This is a genomic window from Polaribacter sp. 2305UL8-11 (assembly GCF_058147165.1).
Window position 1 is genome coordinate 109,806 of record NZ_JBYVJW010000008.1, and the last position, 22,834, is coordinate 132,639.

Annotated in this window: 22 protein-coding genes; 6 read left to right on the top strand and 16 right to left on the bottom strand. The window is 28.7% G+C overall.

Annotation, left to right across the window (positions count from 1 at the left end):
* The first annotated feature begins 58 nt into the window (after positions 1 to 58).
* From ACY2RW_RS09175 to ACY2RW_RS09190, 4 genes are all read left to right on the top strand, one after another.
* Positions 59 to 952 carry a metallophosphoesterase family protein gene (locus ACY2RW_RS09175; protein ID WP_490122423.1) on the top strand — a complete coding sequence of 298 codons (894 nt, stop codon included), beginning with the start codon at positions 59 to 61 and terminating at the stop codon, positions 950 to 952.
* Between the two features lies 1 nt (position 953).
* Positions 954 to 2,120, top strand: a complete 1,167-nt coding sequence (locus ACY2RW_RS09180; protein ID WP_490122424.1) for a GNAT family N-acetyltransferase — start codon at positions 954 to 956, stop codon at positions 2,118 to 2,120.
* 6 nt (positions 2,121 to 2,126) lie between these two features.
* The gene (locus ACY2RW_RS09185; protein WP_490122425.1) at positions 2,127 to 2,990 is read left to right on the top strand and encodes an acyl-CoA thioesterase; all 864 of its coding nucleotides are present in this window, start codon (positions 2,127 to 2,129) and stop codon (positions 2,988 to 2,990) included.
* Between the two features lie 176 nt (positions 2,991 to 3,166).
* A complete protein-coding gene (locus ACY2RW_RS09190; protein ID WP_490122426.1) occupies positions 3,167 to 3,511 on the top strand; it encodes an SdpI family protein in 345 nt (114 codons plus the stop codon).
* 47 nt (positions 3,512 to 3,558) lie between these two features.
* On the opposite strand, the gene ACY2RW_RS09195 is transcribed toward ACY2RW_RS09190, so the two are convergent.
* From ACY2RW_RS09195 to porZ, 4 genes are read right to left on the bottom strand one after another with little or no spacing between them, the layout of a single operon-like run.
* The gene (locus ACY2RW_RS09195; RefSeq protein ID WP_490122427.1) at positions 3,559 to 4,725 is read right to left on the bottom strand and encodes a hypothetical protein; all 1,167 of its coding nucleotides are present in this window, start codon (positions 4,723 to 4,725) and stop codon (positions 3,559 to 3,561) included.
* A 30-nt stretch (positions 4,726 to 4,755) separates the two neighbouring features.
* Positions 4,756 to 7,248: a TonB-dependent receptor plug domain-containing protein gene (locus ACY2RW_RS09200; RefSeq protein WP_490122428.1), complete on the bottom strand. Its 2,493-nt coding sequence runs from the start codon at positions 7,246 to 7,248 to the stop codon at positions 4,756 to 4,758.
* A complete protein-coding gene (gene recO, locus ACY2RW_RS09205; RefSeq protein ID WP_490122429.1) occupies positions 7,248 to 7,970 on the bottom strand; it encodes a DNA repair protein RecO in 723 nt (240 codons plus the stop codon). Before recO ends, ACY2RW_RS09200 begins: the two co-directional genes overlap by 1 nt.
* A gap of 2 nt (positions 7,971 to 7,972) precedes the next feature.
* Positions 7,973 to 10,303: a type IX secretion system anionic LPS delivery protein PorZ gene (porZ, locus tag ACY2RW_RS09210; RefSeq protein ID WP_490122430.1), complete on the bottom strand. Its 2,331-nt coding sequence runs from the start codon at positions 10,301 to 10,303 to the stop codon at positions 7,973 to 7,975.
* Between the two features lie 87 nt (positions 10,304 to 10,390).
* Here porZ and ACY2RW_RS09215 point away from each other — a divergent pair, with 87 nt between their 5' ends.
* Entirely contained in the window at positions 10,391 to 10,864 is a 474-nt protein-coding gene (locus ACY2RW_RS09215) for a CYTH domain-containing protein (protein WP_490122431.1), read from the top strand.
* Positions 10,865 to 11,026: 162 nt separating this feature from the next.
* Here the strand turns inward: ACY2RW_RS09215 and trhA are convergent, their stop codons facing one another.
* Both trhA and ACY2RW_RS09225 read right to left on the bottom strand, forming a co-directional pair.
* Positions 11,027 to 11,665 carry a PAQR family membrane homeostasis protein TrhA gene (trhA, locus tag ACY2RW_RS09220; RefSeq protein WP_490122432.1) on the bottom strand — a complete coding sequence of 213 codons (639 nt, stop codon included), beginning with the start codon at positions 11,663 to 11,665 and terminating at the stop codon, positions 11,027 to 11,029.
* Positions 11,662 to 12,372 carry a lysophospholipid acyltransferase family protein gene (locus ACY2RW_RS09225; RefSeq protein ID WP_490122433.1) on the bottom strand — a complete coding sequence of 237 codons (711 nt, stop codon included), beginning with the start codon at positions 12,370 to 12,372 and terminating at the stop codon, positions 11,662 to 11,664. Before ACY2RW_RS09225 ends, trhA begins: the two co-directional genes overlap by 4 nt.
* 232 nt (positions 12,373 to 12,604) lie before the next feature.
* On the opposite strand from ACY2RW_RS09225, the gene trpS reads away from it, so the two are divergent.
* Positions 12,605 to 13,573, top strand: coding sequence for a tryptophan--tRNA ligase (trpS, locus tag ACY2RW_RS09230; RefSeq protein ID WP_490122434.1), 969 nt, complete (start codon positions 12,605 to 12,607; stop codon positions 13,571 to 13,573).
* Positions 13,574 to 13,639: 66 nt separating this feature from the next.
* Here the strand turns inward: trpS and ACY2RW_RS09235 are convergent, their stop codons facing one another.
* From ACY2RW_RS09235 to ACY2RW_RS09280, 10 genes are all read right to left on the bottom strand, one after another.
* Positions 13,640 to 14,137, bottom strand: a complete 498-nt coding sequence (locus ACY2RW_RS09235) for a DUF1761 domain-containing protein (protein ID WP_490122435.1) — start codon at positions 14,135 to 14,137, stop codon at positions 13,640 to 13,642.
* A gap of 116 nt (positions 14,138 to 14,253) precedes the next feature.
* Positions 14,254 to 15,237: a DUF4837 family protein gene (locus ACY2RW_RS09240; RefSeq protein ID WP_490122436.1), complete on the bottom strand. Its 984-nt coding sequence runs from the start codon at positions 15,235 to 15,237 to the stop codon at positions 14,254 to 14,256.
* 3 nt (positions 15,238 to 15,240) lie between these two features.
* On the bottom strand, positions 15,241 to 16,770 hold the full coding sequence (locus ACY2RW_RS09245; RefSeq protein ID WP_490122437.1) for a lytic transglycosylase domain-containing protein: 1,530 nt from the start codon (positions 16,768 to 16,770) through the stop codon (positions 15,241 to 15,243).
* 4 nt (positions 16,771 to 16,774) lie between these two features.
* A complete protein-coding gene (locus tag ACY2RW_RS09250) occupies positions 16,775 to 17,536 on the bottom strand; it encodes an exodeoxyribonuclease III (RefSeq protein ID WP_490122438.1) in 762 nt (253 codons plus the stop codon).
* Positions 17,537 to 17,584: 48 nt separating this feature from the next.
* The gene (locus ACY2RW_RS09255; protein ID WP_490122439.1) at positions 17,585 to 18,364 is read right to left on the bottom strand and encodes a hypothetical protein; all 780 of its coding nucleotides are present in this window, start codon (positions 18,362 to 18,364) and stop codon (positions 17,585 to 17,587) included.
* Positions 18,365 to 18,592 carry a hypothetical protein gene (locus ACY2RW_RS09260; protein ID WP_490122440.1) on the bottom strand — a complete coding sequence of 76 codons (228 nt, stop codon included), beginning with the start codon at positions 18,590 to 18,592 and terminating at the stop codon, positions 18,365 to 18,367.
* 1 nt (position 18,593) lies between these two features.
* Complete coding sequence (locus tag ACY2RW_RS09265) at positions 18,594 to 19,247, bottom strand: 3-oxoacid CoA-transferase subunit B (RefSeq protein WP_490122441.1); 654 nt, start codon at positions 19,245 to 19,247, stop codon at positions 18,594 to 18,596.
* Positions 19,248 to 19,307: 60 nt separating this feature from the next.
* Positions 19,308 to 19,658, bottom strand: coding sequence for a four helix bundle protein (locus ACY2RW_RS09270; RefSeq protein ID WP_490122442.1), 351 nt, complete (start codon positions 19,656 to 19,658; stop codon positions 19,308 to 19,310).
* Positions 19,659 to 19,692: 34 nt separating this feature from the next.
* A complete protein-coding gene (locus tag ACY2RW_RS09275; RefSeq protein ID WP_490122443.1) occupies positions 19,693 to 20,388 on the bottom strand; it encodes a CoA transferase subunit A in 696 nt (231 codons plus the stop codon).
* Between the two features lie 98 nt (positions 20,389 to 20,486).
* Positions 20,487 to 22,775 (bottom strand): penicillin-binding protein 1A, encoded by a 2,289-nt coding sequence (locus tag ACY2RW_RS09280; RefSeq protein WP_490122444.1) that lies wholly within the window; start codon positions 22,773 to 22,775, stop codon positions 20,487 to 20,489.
* Positions 22,776 to 22,834 lie beyond the last annotated feature (59 nt).

Consider the following 22,834-nt stretch of genomic DNA (forward strand, 5'->3'; position numbering starts at 1 on the left):
ACACTAAAATTTCTAAAATCACTTTTTTTTAGCATCTTTATCTTTCCAAATATAAAGAATGTCTTCTAATTTTAGAATTTCTCGTGCTTTTAAAAATGCAAAAAGAGTTTGTTTTAATGCAGATTCTAAATTTGTGTTTTTTAGCGATTCTCATAGAGGAAATAATGGTTTTGCAGATGATTTTGCAAGAAACAGAAACATGTTTAAACATGCTTTAGAGCATTACTACAACAATGGTTTTACCTATATTGAGTTAGGAGATGGAGACGAATTGTGGGAAAACAGACGTTTTGAACGCATTTTTAGAGCCAACAAACATATTTATATGTGGCTCAAAAAATTTCATGAAGAAAACAGGTTGCATTTTATCTGGGGAAATCATGATATGAAATATAAAAACCCAGCAGTAATTCGTAAAAATTTACACTATTATTACGACTCTGTATCAGACACAAAAAAAGAATTGTTAATTGGAGCTTCTTTTTCTGAAGCCATTTTTTTAGAAGATGAAAACACAGGAAAAGGTATATTCTTATTGCATGGACATCAAGCAGATTGGTTTAATTATGTGTTTTGGAGGTTGAGTAGTTTTTTGGTAAAAGTACTTTGGAAACCTCTGCAAATATTAGGTTTTTCTGACCCAACTTCTCCTGCTCAAAATTTTAAAGAACGGATAAAAGTAGAATACAAACTAGAAAAATGGATTCAAGAAAACAACAATCAAATGATGATTACTGGGCATACACACAGACCTCGTTTTCCTGAAAAAAATGAAATTCCGTTTTTTAATGATGGTAGTTGCGTACATCCAAGATCTATAACAGGAATTGAAATAGAAAACAACGAAATTTGTTTGATAAAATGGCACATTATCACAAAAGAAAACGGAACTATGCAAATAATTAGAACTATTTTAGAAGGCCCAGAAAGTTTAACACATTATATGCATTAATTTGATTTTTTGTAAAAACACAAATACTGCTTTATTTTATAATTCTATTGATGAAATTCCTACTAAAACTTGGGAAATTCTCGATTGTGAAAACAATGTGTATTTTCATCCAGCTTTTTTAAAATCGATTGAAAAAAACCATCCAAAAATTACTTTTTCTTATATTATTTTGGTTGATGATGATGAGTTTCCCATTGCATTTTCATCAATTCAAATCGTAGATTTTTACATGAATTCTATTCAGAATGATTTCGATTTTTTAAAAAATTTAGGCAAAAAACTACGCATTTTAAAAGATAGCAAACCTTTACAATTACTAATCTCTGGAAACACTTTTGTAAGTGGAGAACATGGTATTTTTATAAAACAAAATCAAGACAAACAAAAAGTGATTTTAGAATTGGCAAAAGCCATTAATCATTTTGTAAATTCTAATAAAGAATTAAAAAACAAGATTGATGCTTATCTACTAAAAGACTTTATAAACGAATCTTTATCTATTACAAACGAATTAAAAAGCGTGAGTTACAATCCGTTTTCGGTAGAGCCCAACATGCTTTTAAATATTGATGAAAATTGGCAAATTTTTGATGATTATTTAGCTTCTATGAAAACCAAATTTCGTGTAAAAGCTAAAAAAGCATATTCGCAAAGTAAACCAATTAATATTGTAGAAATAACCTCAGAAAATATTGATGTAAAGCTTGCTGAAATGAGCGCTTTGTATAAAAAAGTAGCAGAAAGTGCTAACTTTAATTTAAGTAATTTTAATTTAGAAACCTATAAAGGTTTTAAAGAAAAATTTGGAGATAACTATATTTTAAAAGCATTTTATTTGCAAAATAAATTGGTTGGTTTTATGTCTGGAATCATCAACAATAATTCTTTAGATGCTCATTTTGTAGGAATTGATTATACATTAAACAGAGAATATGCAATCTATCAAAGAATGTTGTATTCTTATATAGAAATTGCCATTAATAAAAAGTTAAAAACCATTAATTTTGGAAGAACTGCAAGTGAAATAAAGAGTTCTGTGGGTGCAATTCCACAAGATTTGACCATGTATCTTCGTCATAAAAAGACCATAACAAACAAAATATTAAAGTTATTTTTGCAGAGAATTCAACCAACACCATTTCAACAGAAATTTCCATTTAAAAAATAGCAATAAATGCAAACGAGTAAAGAATTAATAGCTCTTTTAGATTTAAAAGATTTAGGAGAAAATAATTTTAGCGGAAACAGTTACACTATTGGAAGTCCACATGTTTTTGGAGGTCAAGTTTTAGCACAAGCTGTAAATGCGGCTTATAGAACTATTCCAAAAAATAGATTTATAAACTCTTTGCATTCCTATTTTTTAGAAGCTGGAGATTTAGCAGTTCCAATAAATTATCATGTGGCAGAAATGAGAAATGGAGGCAGTTTCTCGACAAGAAGAGTTACTGCAAGCCAAAATGGAAAAACTATTTTTATTATGGCAGCTTCATTTCATATTAAAGAAAATGGTTTTGAGCATCAAGCAACTTTTGATTCAACTTTAAAACAACCAGAGGAATTATTAAGTTGGGATGATATGCTTGCTCAGTTTGGCGATTTTTTACCAAAATCTACCAAAGCTTTTTTAAGTGTAAAAAGACCTATTGAATTTAAACCAGTAAGAGTTCCAAATCCTATGGATCCAAAAGATTTACCTGCAAACGAGCAAGTTTGGTTTCGTTTAAAAGGAAATCATAAAGGTTTAGATATTAGAACGAAACAAGAAATTCTTACGTATATTTCTGATTATAATGTTTTAAATGCTGCTTTTAACCCAAATGCGAGTGCATATAATTTTGGAAATACGCAAACTGCAAGTTTAGACCATTCTATGTGGTTTTTTAGAGATTTCGATTATAATGATTGGATGCTTTTTTCTGCGGAATCTCCTAATTCTTTTGGTGCAAGAGGTTTGGCAAAAGGTAACATTTTTACTAGAGATGGAAAATTGGTTGCTTCTTTTGCACAGGAAGGATTGCTGAGACCGAAAAAATAAGTAGGCAGTTTTTTAGTCTTCAGTTGGCAGTAGCAATGTGCATCTCGTAAAAAAAAAGTAGGCAGTTTTTTAGTAAGCTGTATGCTGTATGCTGTATGCAATGATAAAACAATCTAACAAATGTCATTTCGACTTTATGGAGAAATCTTAACTTTGAAACTAAAATTTAAAAAAATATGAATCCATTTACATATATCTTAACCACAAACGGTTTGCTATTTTTAATCAGTATTATTTTTTGGAAATTTCCACCAAAAAAAATAAATAGTTTATATGGTTACAGAACACATAAAGCAATGCAAAACCAACAGATTTGGGATTTTGCAAACAGCGTTTTTAATAAAAACTTACTAATTTATGCAGGTATTTCTTTTTTAGGTGGTTTAGTTTTTGCCAATTTTGCGACAGTTACACTTTCTTGGCAGCCTATGGTTTTGGTATTGCTTTCTGTTTTAGTTAGTATCATAAAAACAGAACGTGCTTTAAGCGATAATTTTACTGAGGAAGGGAAAAAGAAATAATAAGTTATTGATTGATTAATTTCTAATTAAAAATACTTTGTTTTTTGTTATAGTTTTAATTTACAATGGTATCTATCAAATTCATTATTATAACATAAAAAAAGTATTGTAAAAGGTATAATAATACTTAAATAAGAGATATCAAAATAACTATTATACAAGCTATTATAAAATCCATCTTTTATAATTACAACTAAAAAACTAAGAAATAATAAATAAGAAAAAATGATAGCAGAATAATATAAAAGTTTTCGAATATTTTTAACTCTTTTGGCTATAAAAAAAGAAAAAATAATAAAAAACACCTGAACAATTTTAGGTGCAAATTTTGTTTGATGGTTAAATGGGTTATGAGTTATAACTATCTCCTTATTAGGTAAATTTAATAGAATTGGTAAAGAAATTAAAATTAAAAAACTTAAGAAACCTATAAAAAATTTAAACTTGATTCTTAAATTGATTTTTGTAAAATCGTTAAACAAAAATAGTATTAAGGGAATTATTACTACACCTCTAGTTAAAACAAAAAAAGCACAGAAAAAAGATAATAATATTGGTTTTTTAAAGTAATTCTCTTTGTAATATTTATCCCAAAAAATTATAAATAATATCAATAAAAAAATATTACTTAACAAATCACTTTTTGCAACTATTTCCCATAAATAGGCAGGTGACATAATTAGTAAAAAAAGGAAAAGCACTTTTCTGTTCATAGAAACCTTAAATTTACAAACAGGTAAACCTATCATTAAAAAAACAAATGGTTGTAAAAGACTAATATTGCCTAAAAGATAAAATGGTAAACCTATATAAAATAAACCTGGTAAATTAGAAGATGTTTTTCCTAAATGATCTTTTAGTGTGTAAGGGTATTCTCCATTCAAAATCCCCTGAATAGTTACATTCATTGCAGACCATCTGTCCGTATTTAATTGATTGCCATCTACATAAATATTAATAATAATAAAAACAACAAAAATTAAAAACCATACAACTAAAAATAAATAATTATTAATATATCTATTTATTGAGTTTTTAAATTTATTGATTAAGCATACACCAAAAAAAACAGATAGAATATAAAAAATTAAAATAGTATTTTCGGATAAAAAAAACTGTCTATTTGCATATTTTAAAACAAAAAGGCAGTTGACAACAATATAAAGAAATAGTAAAGATTTTTCTTTATTAATAAACTTAATAAGGTTTTTCATCAAAAACAAAAATAGATTAATTATTATTCATTAAAAATTAGCCACAAAAGAAAGTGACAAATTTCTACCAGGTGCAGCAACACCAGAGGCAAATTCTATATAGTGTTCATCTAGTAAATTGTCTAATCTTGCCTGTATAGAAAAATTATCTGAAACTAAATAGTTTCCATTTAAACCAATAGTCATCCAACTTGGAGAGCCGTAAAACTTATCTACATCATTGGTTGCATTTGTATCTATAATTGGTGTTAAATCGTGATTGTCTATACCTTCTGTAAAATTAAAATCTTCGATATCTTTTTTACTGTTAAATCTTATGTTGGCTCCTAGCTCAACACTATTTTTTTTATAATTGATTTCAAACTGACCAAATAAAGGTGGTATAGAAGACATAGGTTCTTTTGTATCGTAAGTTCTTCCTTTTGTATAAGTAACAAAACCAGAGGTATTTATGGTATTGGAAATTTTACCTAAATAATTCATGGTATAACCAAAAATATAGGCAGTTCCTTTATTTTGATTGGAAACTGCGTTGCCAAACTCGCCATCAAATTCTACTTGTTGTCTAGAGCCATCTGCATTTAAAACAAAATCTCTCTGTATATAATTATCTAACAAAGTATAGTATAAATTGGCTCCTAATCTAAATTTTCTGTTATTAAAATATTTTTGAATTCCAATTTCAGAACTGTAAGCAAACTCAGGGTTTACATTAATATTAGGTACAGTTACATTACCTGCTTTTTCTCTAACTCTACCTACATCATCTATATTTGGAGAACGAAAACCAGAAGATAAAACTGTGTTAATTTGCCAGTTTCCAGAAGGTCTATATACATACCCTAAAGTTGCTGTAATTGCAGAATTGTCTGTTTCAATTTCGGTTTGTGGCAGTTGTATAAAAGTTTGATCTATCCATTTTGCTTCTAAATGGGTATTGGTAAAACGAATTCCAGAATTTAAAGTAGATTTCTTATTTAAATCTTGCCTATAACCTACATAAGCTGCAGCACTAAAATAACTACTACCACCATCTGGATATCTAGATTGTACTTTAAAATTATTAGAAAAACCGTTAATTGCTCCGTTTACAATATTTAATTCTCTACCATAAGAATTTGAGTTTACATTATTATAAGCCAACTCAAACCCATAAGAAAGATTTCTACTTTTGTCTTGAGTTAATGGTACAGAAAAATCTCCATTTACACTAAACACATCAACAGATTCTTCTCTGTAAGAACGGTTTAAATCTGGAGAACCATCACTTTTATAAAATTTTCTTTGAATTCTGCTCTCTTTAAGATTTTGATATGCAGCAGTTATCGTTCCGCTTTCTAACCAGTTTTTATTTGGGTTGATAAAAAGCTGTGTAGAAGCCAAAAACCTGTTTTGTGGACCATAATACCATTCTGCAAATTTTAATTTGCCTTTACTTAACTCTGTTAATCTATCAAACCTTGGAATATTTGATGATGTAGAATATTGTAAATTAACTTTTAAGTCTGTAGTATTAGATAATGGAATAAAGAATTTTTGCAACACATCTGTTTGTGAATACCCTGTATTTCTTTGTAGATTAGGATTGCTATTTTCTGTAGGATTTTCTTTGTAATTTCCATTCATATTTTCTGAATAAAAAAACACTTTACCCCAATCATTAAAACCATGATTTCTATTAGTACCCGCTTTTAAATCATCAAAATTAGAATAAGAAACACTTGTAAAGGATGCCCAATTGCTAAAACTTACTTCTGCAGAAACATTGGTGGTTATTTCATTATTTATTGAAGAAAATCTAGAAAAAAGTTGACTTTTAACTTCATGTTTTTCTGATAATTTAGGCGTTTTTGTGTAGTAATGAATAACACCACCCAAAGCATCTGAACCGTAAATTACAGAAGATGGACCAAAAACAACTTCAGTTTTATCTAACATATTAGGAGCTACTGTAATTGCATTTTGCAAATGTCCTTTTCTGTAAATGGCATTATTCATTCTAACTCCATCTACAACTAATAACACACGATTGGATTCCATACCACGAATTACAGGACTACCTCCACCAAATTGAGATTTTTGTACTTTAATTCCAGGGATTGTTGCCAATAAATCTGCAGATGTTTGTGGAGATACTTTTTGAATATCTTTTGCATTTAAAACAGCTATTTGTTCTGCAATTCTGTTGGTTTTGGCTTCTTTTTTAAATACAGATAAAACAATCTCATCTAATTGTTCTGATTGTTTGGTTAGGTAAACTATAAACTTATTCTTTTTTAAAGTGGTCTTTCTAATTTTTAATAATGCATAAGAAATATGAGAAAACATGATAACCTCATTTTCTTTAAAGGAAGAAACATCTACAAAACCATCTTTATCTGAAGACAGATTAATTGTTAATGCATCATTAAAAACGGTTACATTTTTAACTATTTTACCAGTTTGCTTATCTAAAACTTTAACTTTTTGAGAAAAAGTAGCAAGATTTATTAAAAAAAAGAGTGCAAAGAATATATACTTCATCAACTAAAAACGGCTTCTAAAATTTGTAACGATTTTGGGTTTCTAAAACCGTCCAAATGTAGTTCAAAATATCTAATAATTATTTTTAAAATGGTTTGTCTTTCTTGCTTACTAAAAGACACTTTTTCTATACCATCAAAATTTATGCCTAATAGTTTTTTAAATTGATAAAAATGATTTCCTGAAATCACATTTTTATCACTAGTAAAATTACTAAAGCTACCTTCTAACAAATTGAACCCTATACATTCTTTTTCAGACAAATCTGGATAAAAACCTAAAAAACGAGTTAAATTTAATAAAAAAAGCAAATGAAAATTTGCTATTTTATCATGTACATCTAACCATATTAGACTTGTCTCTAAATATTCGAACAAAGATTTATTTTTTTCTTCTTCTTTAATTGCATAGGTTAAAATTTCCGATAAAAATAAAACGACAGATTGTTTGACAATATCTTTATAAATTGTTTTAAAAGGATAAGAAACTTGAACGTCTTTTACAGTATTTAAGTTTCTCTTATTATTATGAGTTGCATTTAAAGTAAGTAAAGTTAAGGGTTGGAAGTAAGCTACTTTAATTTTCCCTTTTTTAGCTTTTAAAATACCTCTAATCATGTAAGATTTTAGCCCTTCTTCTTCTGTGTAACATTTTACAATTAAGCTAGAATCACTGTATTTAATAGTACTTAAAACAATGGCTTTTGTGGTTACAATTGCCATAATTAATTTACAATTGCGATTTTTGTAACCGCATTTTCTGAAGCATCATCATTAGACAATAAAACAATGTAAACACCAGAAGCTACTTTATTACCTGCTAAGTTTTTTTTGTTCCAAACCACTTTACCTCCTTGTAACTCTTGGCCTTCTACTACGTTGGTTTCAAAAACTAAATTTCCTGCAATATCTATTATTTTTACATTGGTTCCTTTAGGTAAATGAGTACCATTTCTACCATCTATTGTTACAGTTTCATGATTTTTTAATGCAGGATTTGGATATGCATAAACGTCTGCTAAAACATCACCAAAAGGTGCTACATTACTGTTGTAAGCAACAATTCCTTTGTCTGTTGCAAAATATACTTTACCAGAACTTTTATCAACCGCAATTTTTATAATCCTATTTGATGGTAATGGAGAGTTGTTTTTACTAAAATTAGCTATCGTTTTTTGTCCATTAGGGTTTGTATAAATAACCCCTCCATTATCTGTGCCAAACCATTTATTATCTGCACCATCTACTACAACAGAGTTTACTGTTTGATCTCCTAAAAGTCTTTCTCCAAAACCATCTTCGTTACCATTAATTACAACTGGTCGTGCATTAGGAGTAGTATCATCAAAAACACCAGCTGCATTATTATAAACTACCAACCCAGATTTTGTACCCAACCATATTTTGTTACTAGCATCTACTGCTAATGTTCTTACATTTAAATCAGGTAAATTACCTGTGTTTGGAGCAGTTAATAATGCTTTTTTTCTATTTCCATTCTCGTTAAAAGCATAGACACCATTTCTTCTAGTACCAATCCATTTTGTATTACTTCTATCTATAATTATTTCTGTTAGACCATCTGTAGAGTTTGTTTTTATAGAAGATAAATCATAACTTGTCCATTGATTGGAATCCGATAATTTTTTTAATTCTTCTGGAACACCAACGTTGGTTACCCATAAGTTTCCTTGACTGTCAAAAACGGAACTTGCTACTCTTATAGAAACAAAATTTGGTCTTACATCTATATCATCTAAAGGGCTGTTGTTCTGATTATAAAAATTAGTAATCATATTGTTTTCTACAACTGCTAAACCTCCAGTAGAAAAACTATTAAATTGATCTGTTGTACCAAAAGAACCAAGAAAAACCTTATTCTCATTATTTGGATCTATAGAAATGTTACTTAAATCTGTTACAGGAATGTTGGGGTCGTATTTTGTGTTAATCCAATTTGTACCATTAAATTGGCTAAAGCCTTCTCTATTAAAATTAGGAGCAATAGTAGTACTATAACCACCATAAACAACCCATAAACTATTATTTTGAGCAGCAATAGAAAAAGCATCATTAGATAATGGACCTTCTGGATGAATTTCTGTATAATTATTTGGCAAGCTTTGTAAACTTGTTAAAAGTCCAAATTCTTTTGTTGCTAAATAACTTACATTATTTTCAAAAAAAGCTGCATTTAAAGAAAAATTAAAATTTGTATTGGTGGTAAATTGTGCAATTTCATTAAATACTGTATCTAAAAGTATTGCAGAATTTGGTAAAGCTACAGAAAGGTTTGTATTGCTAGACTTAATGGTGTTTATATTTTGAAAAAAATCTCTAATTTGTAATAAATTAGTACCATCAAAACTAAATAATCTAGAATTTTCTGTAGTTATAATTTGATTGTTAAAAGAAGTAATTTCTGTAAAATTTCTACCAGAAAAACGTTGTGTCCAATTATTAAAATCTATTAGAGCATTGTTATTTATATCTGCCGTAAAAATACCATCTTTGGTAGCTGCTATAATTTCTCCATTAAAAATAGTGGTTGCATTTATGTCTAAAGAACTAGAGTTTGCACCAATAAAATAAGTATCGCCAAACTCTAACTTATCAATATCATAAACAACAATTGCAAAAGGGGTAGAAAGATATAACTTGTTGTCAAATTCTGATATATGATTAATGCTTTTCTCTCCAGATTGACTGAAATTTACAATATCTGATGAAATTGTAATACTACCATCTTTATCTACAACTTCTACCAAACCATTTTCATAACCAATTATTAGCCTTTTAAAAGTGTCATTAAAATAAATAGATGTTGTTGTTTCTCCAGACAAACCTTGCACAGAAGAAAGTTTACTAAGCGCTTTAGTAGTTACATCGTAGGTAAAAACTGCATTATCTACCAACGCATAAATAACGTCGTTCACCTTTATAAAATCTTTTACATTGTTGTAAGAGTAAAAATCTTCCCAAGAGTCGCTATAATCTGTTTGCGCAAAAAAATTGAATGTAAAAAATAATATATATATTGAAATGAGTTTTTTCATTTTAAAATTTTGATGCTCAAAGATATTTATTTATTGTTATAATAACGACAAAACACCTTACATTAGTACAAATTACAATAGGATTTTATGGGTATTGAAATAGAGCGCAAGTTTTTAGTAAAAAATGATTCTTTTAAGAAAGAAAGTTATCAAAAAAAACATATCAAACAAGGGTATTTAAATTCTAATAAAAATAGAACTGTAAGAATTAGAATTGCAGATAATACTGCTTTTATTACTATTAAAGGAACTTCTAATACAACTGGAACTACTAGATTTGAATGGGAGAAAAAAATTGATATTAAAGAAGCTAATGAACTATTAGTTTTATGTGAACCTACAATTATAGAAAAAACAAGATTTTTAGTAAAAAAAGGAACACACGTTTTTGAAGTAGATGAATTTTATGGAGATAATACTGGGCTTATCATTGCAGAAATTGAGTTACAAAACGAAAATGAGCAGTTTATAAAACCTGATTGGCTTGGTAAAGAAGTTACTGGAGATTTAAATTATTATAATTCTAAAATAAGTAAAAATCCTTTTAAAGATTGGGCATAAAAAAACCTCGAACAATAAAGTTCGAGGAATTTTAATAAATCTACCCCCTAAATAAGATTTATAATATCTAATAAATTAACATAAGTTAACAAATCAGATTCTGCAAATATATTGTTTTTTTTTTAATAGACAAAAAAGAAACCTAATTTTAATTGTTTGTTTTTAAATTAGATATATAGAAAGAAAGTGAGAAAAACTGCCAAAAAGTACAAATAAATGAAAAATAGCATGATTATATGGCAACTTTTTTATTGAGTACAAGATGGCTCCAATTGTGTAAAAAATACCTCCTGCAATTAATAAATTTAATTCGGTTTTGCTTAACGCATTCATTAATGGCTTAATAAAAAACATTACTTGCCAACCCATTAATAAATACATTGCTGTAGATATCTTATCATATTTACCAGTAAAAAACAGTTTTAAAATTATGCCAATAGATGCAAAAATCCAAACAAAAATAAACATATACCAGCCCAATTTAGAATTTAAAGCCACTAAACAATAAGGCGTATAACTACCTGCAATAAGCACATATATAGCAGCATGATCAAAAATATTTAACTTTCTTCTTTTTATAGGATTTTTAGCAGCATGATAAAAAGTAGAAGCTGCATAAAGAATAATTAAACTTAAACCATACATAATAAAACTTGTTGGTTTCCAGAAACCTGTATAGGAAATTGCTTTATAAATTAAAAAAGGAAAAGCAATAATACTTAGTACCAAACCCAAACCATGAGACCAAATATTTAAACGCTCTTCAGATGCTGAATATTTATAATTTAGCCCTTGTTTCATTTTTTTCGATTGGTATCCTCCATATATTTCGTATCACCTGCTAAATCTTGGTACAAAATACTGTATGTTTTTTTCTTTAAATCTTTCATATCTTTTTTTAAGTTTAGCCCTTCAGTTTGTATAAATTTATGCTGATGCACCCTTAAAACCCCTGGACCACCTTTAAAAAAATCCCAAGAAAACAACCGTTTACAATCGTAATAAACCTGTGGTACAATTGGTATTTCATATTCAATAGCCAAACTAAAAGCTCCTTTTTTAAAAGGTGCCAAGATTACATCTTCTTTTGGTACTAATCCTTCAGGAAAAATAGCCATACTAACCCCATTTTGTAATCTTTTTTTTGCCATTTCAAAAACCCTTTTCCTACTTTCTAAGCTGCTCCTATCTACCATTATTACAACTCTTTTATAAAAAAAACCAAAAACAGGAATTTTAACAAGCTCTTTTTTGCCAACAAAAACAATAGGATTCTTACTTATAGCAATCAACACAAATGGGTCTATTAAAGAAGCATGATTAGGACAAAACATATAGCTTTTATCTGGCTTAATACTTTCATCTTCTTTAAGATCTAATCTAAATCCCATCCCATAAATTAATATTTTAGATAGAAGTCTTGCTAGTTTCCAAAAAATAGGATAATGTTTTTCTTTAAATGTAAAAAATAGTAAAATTGGAGATAGTACCAGAATTGTTACAAACATTAAAATGTAGAACCACAGTCGCCAAATTAAAAGAAAAGGAATTTTTATATACTTCACAGAATTTATAAACGTTTTGCAAATCTTTTTAATATAATAAATAATTAAAAAGTTATGCTTTAACAAAAATACTAATATTCTTTTGTTTAATTGATTTTCTCTATCAAAACCTTACTTTTGTCTTCTAAGAGCGTTTAAGTATCTCTCTTATAAAAAACACAAAAAATAAAAATTAATGTCAAGAATTTTAACTGGCGTTCAAAGTACAGGAACTCCGCATTTAGGAAACTTATTAGGTGCTATTTTACCTGCTATAGAAATGGCAAACAATCCAGAAAATGAAGCGTTTTTGTTTATTGCAGATATGCATTCTTTAACACAAATTAAAGATGGTAAACAATTAAGAGAAAACACCTATAGTACTGCTGCTACTTGGCTGGCATGTGGTTTAGATATCAATAAAACTATTTTTTACAGACAAAGTGATGTGCCTCAGGTAACTGAGCTAACTTGGTATTTAAGCTGTTTTTTCCCATATCAACGTTTAACTTTAGCACATAGTTTTAAAGACAAAGCAGATAGGTTAGAAGATGTAAACTCTGGTTTATTTACTTATCCAATGTTAATGGCTGCAGATATTTTATTGTATGATGCAGAAATTGTACCAGTTGGTAAAGATCAATTACAACATTTAGAAATGGCACGTGATGTAGCCAATAGATTAAACCATATTGTTGGTGATACCTTAATTGCTCCAGAAGCCAAAATCCAAGAACACACAAAGTTGGTTCCTGGAACAGATGGAGAAAAAATGAGTAAATCTAGAAATAACATTATTAATATTTTCTTAGCTGATAAAAAATTAAGAAAACAAATAATGAGTATAAAAACTGATAGCACTCCTTTAGAAGAGTCTAAAAACCCTGATACTGATAATGTATTTGCGCTATATAAATTATTGGCTTCTGATACTCAAATAGTAGAAATGAGAGCGAATTACGAAGGTGGAAATTATGGTTATGGCCATGCAAAACAAGCTTTATATGAATTGATTATTGACAAGTTTGCAGATGTTAGAGAGCGTTACAACCATTTTATGGAAAATAAGCATGAAATTGACGCTGCCTTAAAAATTGGTGCAACAAAAGCAAGTATAGTAGCCAACGATGTTTTAAAAAGAGTAAGAGCAAAAGTAGGTTACTAATGTTATTTTACAATCATAAAAAAACCACGCAAATTGCGTGGTTTTTTTATGATTGTAAATTTAAAACTATAACCATTGACAGATTATACCTCCCATAATTGCTAAAGTAACAATCCAGTATCCAGCATTAATTGCAACATATTTAACAGATTTTTTTTCAAACATTGCTATAATAGATAAAACTGGTAATACAAAAAATAAACCAGACATTACACCATGAATAGCACCATGTTGAAAGGTTCTAAAACGATCTCCGTAATTTGCTACAAAGTCTTTAAAATAAGAAAAAGCATCTCCAGTACCTTCATTAAAACCTGGTTCATTTATTAAAGTTTGATACATACCCATTTGATGAATCACAATAAATTGTAAAAAGAAAGCTACTAAAAGACTAAAAATATAACAAAGCACCAATATCTTAATCATATTCTGACCTTCTAGAGATTCTTTAGTAAAGTTCATTTCTTTCATCCAAGCATTACCAAATATAGGTCCATACCAGACAAAACCAATAAACATAGGCACAATTGCTGCAATAAATAAAATGTAAAAATTCATTTCCATGATAAAAAAGTTTTTAGTTGAGTACCAAATATAAGAAATAAGTTTTTGATTTTTAACCAAATAAAAAAACTGAAAGCAAGTACTTTCAGTTTTTATTTATGTTTTAAATAAAATATTTATTTAATCTTCATAGATTTTGCAATAGCTTCTAACTCGAACAAAAATGCTCTTTTGTTTACAGAAGGTGCATAGGTAAATCCTTCAAAAACAATTAATCTGTTGTTCTTTTTATCAACTATGGTGTAATTTAAAAATGGTCCAGCCATAAAATCGTTTTTAACCTCCCATTTACCACGAGTTTCATAAGCTTTTCTTCCATCTATAGTTGTATCAAATGTAAATGGGGTGTATGCTTTTTCTGTAATCATGTACATTTTCTCTGGGTCTGAACCTGGAATGTATTTTTTACCAATTCTGTTTCTTACAGCTACAATGCTATCTGCAACAGTTTCTTCATTTTCTAAAGGAACTGAATATACCAAAATGTTATTACTACCAGTTTTTGCAATTCCGCTTGTTAAATGATGACGTAACCATAAAAAATCTCCTGTATCCTCTACTTTATTAAATTTGTCATGAATGGTTAAAGAAATTCCCAATTTTTGAAGTGTTTTAAATTGAGAATCATCTAACTTATTTTTTTCGAAAACACCTTGCGTCATCTTAATATCTGACTCTAAAAAGGTTTTGATAATTTCTTTTTTGTGTTTGTTAAACAGTCTAATTACGCCCTCATCATCTTTTGCATACAAATACACAATAGTTTGTGGTTGTGCGTAAACATTTTTTTTCAAATAATATTCTTCTTTATCTGTAACTCCAATAATTAGAATATTTCTACCTACTTTCATCATATTTCCAAATCCATTTGGCGCTACTTGAGATACAGATAATAGAGATTCTGGTTGTGGTAAACCCACCATTAATTCTCCAAAAGAATTACGTATTTCTTTACCAATATCTCCATTCCAATCACTAGCTTTGGTAACAACCATTACTTTATTTACCTTACCAATAGAAGATCTTAAAACAAATTTATCGGTTCCTGTACAAGAGGTTAAGAAAATTACAACTGCTAAAAGTGTATATATTTTTTTCATAAGTTAACTTTTATAAATTTTGAGTTTAGTTCCAGGTTTTAAACCTTTAGCACTCCAAATATTGTTCCATTTTTTAATTTTATCAATAGAAACATTCTTAAATTTTTGAGCAATGCTCCAAAGTGAGTCTCCTTTTTTTACTACGTAGATTTTGTATTTGCCTTTTAAACTGACTTTATCTGCTAAATTTTTATTTTCTTTTTTACTTGATTTTCTTATAGAAACTGGCACTTTCTTTGGGTAAATATACAATCTTTGCCCTATTTTTAAACGACTACTTTTTAAACGATTCCAGCGTTTTAAATCGCTAACTCTTACCCCATATTTATTGGCAATTTTTCCTAAAAAATCTCCACTTCTTACTCTGTATCGGATTCGTTTATCCATTTCAAAGTATTTAGGAAGCGGTTTTTCTCTTTTAGCATCATCTTGGTCTGCCAAAGCATACAATTCTTTTTCTTTATCTAAAAATGCTACAACTTGATTTGATGGCAACCTTAATGCATAATTTTTTCCTTTGATAAAAGGAATGATATCTAATTTGTATGAAGGGTTTAAAAAGGTTAACACCTCTTCATCTACACTTATAATTTCTGATATTTGATCAAAACTTACGGTTCTTTTTAAACGGATGGTATCTGTCTGAAAATTGAAAAACTTAGGTGCTTCTGAATAAATATGGTGTTCGTTTGCAAATTCGAAAATATACATAGTTGCATAAAAAGCAGGTACGTAACCAGCTGTTTCTCTTGGCAAATAAGGTCTAATATTCCAATAATTTTTATATCCTCCAGAACGTTTTATAGCTTTTCTAACATTTCCTGGTCCTGAATTATACGCAGCTAATGCCAAATCCCAATCTCCAAAAATTTTATATAATTGACTCAAATACTTACAAGCTGCGATTGTAGATTTTACTGGATTGTACCTCTCATCTACATAAGAACTCACTTTTAAATTAAACTGAATTCCTGTACCATACATAAATTGCCACAAGCCAGATGCACCTACTCTAGATTTTGCTCTCGGTTTTAAAGCAGATTCTACAATGGCTAAGTATTTCATTTCTAGAGGAATATCATATTGATCTAAATATTGCTCAAACATGGGGAAATAATACTTTGCTTTGGCCATTAAAGCTGGGTAATATTTTTTTCGGTATAATAAATAACTATTAATTACCTTTTCTAAAGAAGGATTGTAGGCTAAATTAAATGGTGTGTTTTCATTTAAAATAGACAATCTTTGTTTTAATAAGTCTGTAGTTACAGCAGTTTTTACGTTTCCTATAATATCTTTATCGTTAATTACATATTCTAAAGTATCTATTAATGGCGAGTTGAATTTCTCTTCAACCAATAAACTATCTATAGTTTTTAAATCATCATCAGAAAATAAATCGGGTTTTATGGGTTCTTTTATAGAATCTTTAGCTATAAAAATAGTATCCTTTTCTTGATTAGAAATACTGTCTTTTTCTGTTTGAGAAAATACAGAAATGCTAAAAAATAATAGAAGAATTAATTTTTTCATAAATTTAAATATCTAACTCTAAGGCAATTGGACAATGGTCTGAGTGTTTGGCTTCTGGTAAAATATAAGCTCTTTTAATTTTATCTTTTAAAGGTGCTGCAACCATAGCATAATCTAAACGCCATCCTTTATTATTTGCTCTTGCATTGGCTCTATAACTCCACCAAGAAAATTGCTGAATTCCTTGATTTAAATACCTGAAACTATCTATAAATCCATTATTGATAAATTCGCCAATCCAAGTTCTTTCTTCTGGTAAGAAACCAGAAACTCCCTTCATTTTTGGGTTATGAATGTCTATTTCTTCATGACAAATATTATAATCTCCACAAATAACTAAGTTCGGAATTTCTTGTTTTAAATTATTGATGTAATCTTGAAACTCATCCATATAATTCAGCTTAAAATTAAGTCTTGCTAAATTTGTACCTGAAGGTAAGTAGAGGCTCATAATAGAAACATTGTCAAAATCTACACGCAGGTTTCTACCTTCAAAATCCATAGTTTCTATACCTGTTCCATACTCGATATGATTTGGTTTTTCTTTACAGAAAATAGCTACAGAAGAATATCCTTTCTTTTGTGCAGAAAACCAATAATGATAAGGATAGCCAGCAGCTTTAAAAGCATCTAAATCTAATTGATCTTTATGTGCTTTGGTTTCTTGTATGCAAATTACATCTGGATTTGCAGCTTGCAACCAATCTAAAAAACCCTTTTTTAAAGCGGCTCTAATTCCGTTTACGTTGTATGATATTATTTTCATTTAAGCCTCTTTTAACTTTCCAAAAAGGGAAAAAATTAGTTCTCTAAATTAATTGATTATTATTTTTTCTAAATTATCTAATTCCATATTAATACTAGACATATTTAAAAAATTTGAAGATTCTATATTATAAATTGCAAACTTTTGTTTTTTATGTTCTTTTTTAATATCAATTCTTTCTGTATATTTTATGAAAATTTGAGAATTAGAATTTATAAATTCAAAGTTATCAATATTTATATTACTTGTAATTTTCACTAGATTTTTACCATTTAAATCAGAAAGGTATAAATCATGATAATCAGCAGAATTTATTTTATCATCTTTGTTACTGTCTTCAAAAGCAATTAAGTAAGCAATATACTTTACAGTTTTATCTATTTCATCTTTTTTTAGATTATAATCTTTTCTTTGAGGTTCAATTTCTAGAATAGATGCTTTCTTTTTTAATAATGATGTAATAACTTGATAGTTTTCATCTAAAAAAATAACATTTACATATTTTAAAAGAGCATCACCAATATCGTTAGCTACAGAAACAGCCTCATATATTTGTTTTTCCTCTTCATAAGTCATTAAAGAAATTGGTAAATATTTATTTTTAGAATTATATAATTCATTAGGTTGATAAAATTTTAAACCTTGTAAAGCTAAACTATCTTTTTTTGCTTTTTTAAATTCATCACCAATAATAATTCCATCTGGAAAGCTTCTCTCTTTTGGAAAAAAATCTTTAGCTATTTGGTAAATGCCGAAACCTAAAAGAATAGGTAATAGTAATCCATTTAAAATGATGAGAAATTTTATAAATTTATTCGTGATTTTCATTTAATCTATAATAATGGGTTCTTTTAAAAAAATCCAAGTAATCTGTTTTACTTTTCCTGTTTGTGTTTGTATTATTTTTCTTCTTGGTGATAATACAAAGGCTAATGTTGTAGAAAATGTAGCTCTTAAAAATGGACTTTCTACTTTAAATAAAACATCTATTAAGAAATAAAATATAACAAAAAAGAAGCATAGAATAAGTGCTGGATATTTTGCAATTTTTTTCATATTACAATTGCATCTCAGGGATCTCTCCATTTACAACCAAAGTACCTTCTGTAGCATTTTTAATTTCTTCTACAGAAACTCCTGGAGCTCTTTCTAATAAATGAAAAGCATTATCTTTTACTTCTAAAACTGCTAAATTAGTAACTACTTTTGTAACACATCCCACACCTGTTAATGGTAAGGAACATTGCTTTAAAATCTTAGATTCTCCTCTTTTATTTGTGTGCATCATAGCCACAATAATATTGTCTGCAGAGGCTACTAAATCCATAGCACCACCCATACCTTTTACCATTTTTCCTGGAATTTTCCAGTTGGCAATATCTCCATTTTCTGCAACTTCCATGGCTCCTAAAATAGTTAAGTGAACGTGTTTACCACGAATCATGGAAAAACTTGTAGCAGAATCAAAAAAACTAGCTCCTGGCATTGTGGTTATAGTTTGTTTCCCTGCATTAATAATGTCTGCATCTTCTTCTCCTTCAAAAGGAAAAGGTCCCATTCCTAAAACACCATTTTCAGATTGAAATTCAACTTCTATATCATCTCTTACATAGTTTGCAACCAATGTTGGAATTCCGATTCCTAAATTTACATAGAAACCATCTTGAACTTCTTGAGCAATTCTTTTCGCTATTCCGTTTTTGTCTAACATATTATTAATTTGAAAATTCGTTGATTTGAAAATTTATTAATTCCAATATTGTGAAAATAATTAGCTTTTAGATGATGAAATAATTTTACTTATTATTTTAATAATTATAGTTAACTCTTCAAACATTTTTTCATCTGGGTTTTGATAAAATTCTGACGCTTTACATAGTTTTAACCAATATTCTACTTCATCTGCTTCTTTTGCTGCAATTTTAAATTTATGGATAAAATCTCTTTTACTTTCTGCGTTTTGAGCTTCCCTTGTATTTGCCCCAATTGATGTTCCACTTCTAAAAATTTGAGAAGCCATCTCAAACCTATTTGTACTTCTTACTAATTCTGAATAGGCAATGATTTTTAGAGCAAATTCGAATGTTAAATCTACAATTACATTCTTTTTATCATTTCTCATAATTTTCAAATCATCAAATTAAAGCATTTTAAAATTATTTTCTTACTGTTCTCTGCTCAATTCTTTTCTCATAATTTGTTCCTTGAAAAATTCTTTGTACAAATATTCCAGGAATATGAATATTGTTTGGATCTAACTCTCCAACTGGCACTAACTCTTCTACTTCTGCAACAGTAATGGTTGCAGCACCACACATATTTGGGTTAAAATTTCTTGATGTTCCTTTAAAAACTAAATTACCAGCAGCATCTCCTTTCCAAGCTTTTACAAAAGCAAAATCTGCTTTAAATGCAGGTTCTAAAACATACATTTTCCCATCAAACTCTCTGGTTTCTTTGCCTTCTGCAACTTCAGTCCCATAACCTGCAGGCGTGTAAAATGCTGGAAAACCTGCTTGAGCTGCTCTACATTTTTCTGCTAAAGTTCCTTGTGGTGTTAGCTCTACCTCTAATTCTCCTGACAACATTTGGCGTTCAAATTCGTCATTTTCGCCTACATAAGAAGAAATCATTTTTTTAATTTGTTTATTTTGAAGCAATAAACCCAATCCAAAATCATCTACACCTGCATTGTTAGAAATACAGGTAACATCTCTTACATTTAATTTAACCAATTCTGCAATGGCATTTTCTGGAATACCACACAAACCAAAACCACCCAGCATTAATGTCATTCCACTTTTTACTCCAGAAAGCGCTTCTTTGACGTTTTTTACTTTTTTGTTTATCATATAAATTATTTTATAATGATTAATAATATCATAACTTAAAAACAACCTTTTCTCAAATTTTAAACAACGTTTTAAAAATGGTTATTTTTACAAAAACCTTAAAAATCTGTATCTTCTTTAGGAGTGATATCTTTTTTATCCTCTCCTTTTTTATCAGATTTATCTTCACAATTTATGTTGATTGACAAATTTTCTGGTTTTTCAAAATCTTCTTTACTAATATTTAGTGTTTTGTCTGCATAACATTTTTGCATAAATAATGCCCAAGAAGGTAAAGACATTGTTGCTCCTTGCCCTTTTTCTATACCTGCAAAGTGTGTTGATCTATCTTCTCCTCCAGTCCAAACTCCTGTTACTAAATTGGGTACAATTCCCATAAACCAACCATCTGATTGGTTTTGAGTTGTACCAGTTTTACCAGCAATAGGGTTTGTAAATTTATACGGATGTCCTGTAACATAACCTGGTTTTTTCCAAGGTAAACGCAAACGAACTCCAGAACCAGATTCTGTTACCCCTTTTAATAAATCTAAAACTACATAGGCAGATTCTTCGCTTAAAACCTCTTTAGTTTCTGGCGTAAATTCTTGTAAAACTGTTCCGTTTTTGTCTTCTATTCTTGTTAAAATCATTGGTGCTACTCGTAAACCTTTGTTGGCAAACGTAGAGTATGCACTTACCATTTCTAAGAGAGATAAATCTACAGCACCCAAAGCAATAGATGGGTTTGCTTGAATATCGCTTTCTATTCCTGCAGATGTTGCCAAACGTACAACGTTTTGAGGAGAAACCATGTCTATTAATCTTGCAGACATTGTATTTACAGAACCTGCTAAACCATCTTTTAGTGTTAACATTCCTCCATATTTATCATTAGAATTATCTGGTTTCCATTCTTCTGGAATACCATATTTACCTTTTGGAATGGTATAAGGTGTGTTTGGATATTCATCACAAGGAGATAATTTTAATTGATTAATAGCAGTTGCATATACAAATGGTTTAAAGGTAGAACCTACTTGTCTTTTTTGTTGGGCAACTGCATCATATTTAAAATGTTTGTTATTAATACCTCCAACCCATGCTTTTATATGGCCAGATTGTGGCTCTATTGATAATAATCCAGAACGTAAAAAGTATTTGTAATATCTTATAGAATCGTTTGGAGACATGATTGTATCTATATCACCTTTCCAAGAAAAAACTTTCATTTTGGTTTTTTTATTAAAAACTTTAGTGATGTATTTTTCTGATTTACCATGATTTTTTAAACGTTTATATCTATCAGAATTTTTCTTTCCTCTTTCTATAATCATTTTTATTTGATCTTTATCTATATCATAAAAAGGGGCTGTTTTATTTCTTTTTTGCTCTTTAAAAAAGTAAGTCTGTAAATTTGACATGTGCTCTTTTATAGCTTCTTCTGCATATTGCTGCATTTTAGAGTCTATTGTTACGTAAATTTTTAAACCATCTGTAAAAATATTGTATTCTTCTCCATTTGGTTTTGGATTATTCTGCACCCATTTTCTTAAAACTTTTTGCAAGTGAGCTCTAAAATATGTTGCATAGCCCTCATCATGACTTTCTGGAGTATAATTTATTTTTAAAGGTAATTTTTGTAATGAATCTTTCTGCTGTTTTGTAATAAAACCATTTTTTAACATTTGTGCAAAAACAACATTTCTTCTTTTTAACGATTTATCTTTAGAGATTTCTCTATGAGGATTGAATTGTCTTGGGTTTTTTAACATGGCAACAAGTATTGCAGATTCTTGAAGATCTAAATCTTTAGCTTCTTTACCAAAATAAATTCTTGCTGCAGAACGAATACCAGATGCATTAAATAAAAAACCTTGTGTATTTAAATACATTGCAATTATTTCTTGTTTTGTGTATTGACGTTCTAATTTTGTTGCAACAATCCATTCTTTCATTTTTTGAAGAATTCTTTTAAAAATGTTTCTTGAAGCTTTTTTTGTAAATAAATTTTTAGCTAATTGTTGCGTAATTGTACTTGCTCCACCACCAGCACCAAATTTAGAAATAGCTCTTGCAAGGCCTCTAAAATCAATTCCAGAATGTTCATAAAAGCGTTCATCTTCTGTTGCTATTAAGGCTTTTACTAAATTATCTGGTAAATCTTTAAACTTAATTGGAGTTCTATTTTCTGTAGCATATTTACCAATTGTTTTTCCATCAGAAGAAATTACTTCTGTAGCCAAATTGGTTTGTGGGTTTTCTAACTCTTCAAAGGTTGGTAAAGAACCAAAAACACCTAATGAAGCAAGTATAAACAGTAAAATAATTACTGAAAACCCTCCAAAAACAATACCCCAAAACCATTTGATGTATTTCTTAAAATTTGTTGTTTTCTTTTTTTTCATTTTAATTTGGATTTTTCGACAAAGTCGAAATTTCATATTTTTCTAATTTCCCTAAAATT